Raw genomic sequence first — 1,753 nt, 5'->3', positions numbered from 1 at the left:
ACAACCGCGCCTTCGAGGTGCTCGGGGGCGTGCCCGCGCGTGGCATCTACGACAACATGAAGACGGCGGTGGACAAGGTGCGCCGCGGCAAGGAGCGCGACATCAACGCGCGCTTCAGCGCCATGGTCAGCCACTACCTGTTCACCGCCGAGTTCTGCAACCCGGCCTCGGGCTGGGAGAAGGGCCAGGTGGAGAAGAACGTGCGCGATGCACGCCATCGGCTGTGGCAGCCGGTGCCAGCGTTCGCGACGCTGGAGCAGCTCAACGCATGGCTGCAGGGCCGCTGCCTGGCGCTGTGGGGCGAGATCGCCCACGGCAAGCTGCCCGGTACCATCGCCGAGGCCTGGGCGCAGGAACGGCCCCTGCTCATGCAGGTGCCCAGGCCCTTCGACGGCTTCGTGGAGCACACCAAGCGCGTCTCACCCACCTGCCTGGTGCACTTCGAGCGCAACCGCTACAGCGTGCCGGCCTCCTACGCGAACCGACCGGTGAGCCTGCGCGTGTATGCCGATCGCCTGGTGGTGGCCGAGGGGCAACTCGTGTGCGAGCACGCCCGCATCATTGACCGGCGCCACGACACGGCGGGCCACACCGTATACGACTGGCGCCACTACCTGGCGGTGCTGCAGCGCAAGCCCGGGGCGCTCAGGAACGGCGCTCCGTTCAGCGAACTGCCCGAAGGCTTCCGGCGGCTGCAGGCCGCGCTGCTCAAGCAGCCCGGGGGCGACCGGGAGATGGTGGAGATCCTCGCGCTCGTGCTGCACCACGACGAGCAGGCCGCGGTGGAGCTGGCACTGGAGGCAGGCGTGGCCAGCAAGACGCACGTGCTCAACGTGCTGCACCGGCTGTTGGATGGCAAGCCAACGGCGCCAGCGCCCGTGACGGCGCCGCAGGCACTGCGCCTGGTCAACGAGCCCCAGGCCAATGTGCTGCGCTACGACGCCCTGCGCGGCCGTGCGAGCGCGGCCGGGTCGACCATCCTGCAGGAGGTGCGCCATGCGTCATGACCCGGCCAGCGCGGCCATCGTGATCATGCTGCGCGAGCTCAAGATGCACGGCATGGCCCACGCCGTGGCAGAGCTGGCCGAGCAGGCCTCTCCGGCCTTCGAGGCGGCCCAGCCGATGCTCTCCCAGTTGCTCAAGGCCGAGACGGCCGAGCGCGAGGTGCGCTCGGTGGCCTACCAGCTCAAGCTCGCTCGCTTCCCGGCGTACCGGGATCTCTCAGGCTTCGACTTCGCGCACAGCGAGGTCAACGAGGCCCTGGTGCGGCAGTTGCACCGATGCGAGTTCCTGGAGGACGCGCAGAACGTGGTGCTCGTGGGCGGGCCTGGCACCGGCAAGACCCACATCGCCACGGCGCTGGGCGTGCAGGCCATCGAGCACCATCACCGGCGCGTGCGGTTCTTCTCCACGGTCGAACTGGTCAATGCCCTGGAGCAGGAGAAGGCCAGCGGCAACCCTGGCCACATCGCGCATCGGCTGATGTACGCAGACATGGTGATCCTGGATGAGCTGGGCTACTTGCCCTTCAGCGCCTCAGGCGGGGCGCTGCTGTTCCATCTGCTGTCCAAGCTCTACGAGCGCACGAGTGTGGTGATCACCACGAATCTGAGCTTCAGTGAATGGGCCAGTGTGTTCGGGGATGCGAAGATGACAACGGCGCTCTTGGACCGGCTCACGCATCACTGCCATATCCTGGAGACCGGCAACGACAGCTTCCGCTTCAAGCACAGCTCGGCTCAACCCGTTCAGG

The 1,753-nt window shown here is 67.9% G+C and carries 2 protein-coding genes; both read left to right on the top strand.

What is annotated here, in order from left to right:
- Nucleotides 1-1,007 (top strand): Mu transposase domain-containing protein (locus tag Q392_RS26340; protein ID WP_038215645.1); only part of this gene is annotated, 1,007 nt, incomplete at its 5' end.
- A partial coding sequence (istB, locus tag Q392_RS26335; protein ID WP_038215643.1) for an IS21-like element helper ATPase IstB occupies nucleotides 997-1,753 on the top strand: 757 nt, incomplete at its 3' end. The genes Q392_RS26340 and istB, both read left to right, overlap by 11 nt.

Source organism: Xenophilus azovorans DSM 13620, from assembly GCF_000745855.1.
GTDB classification, from domain to species: Bacteria; Pseudomonadota; Gammaproteobacteria; order Burkholderiales; family Burkholderiaceae_C; genus Xenophilus; species Xenophilus azovorans.
This window is presented reverse-complemented; position numbering and strand designations above follow the sequence as displayed.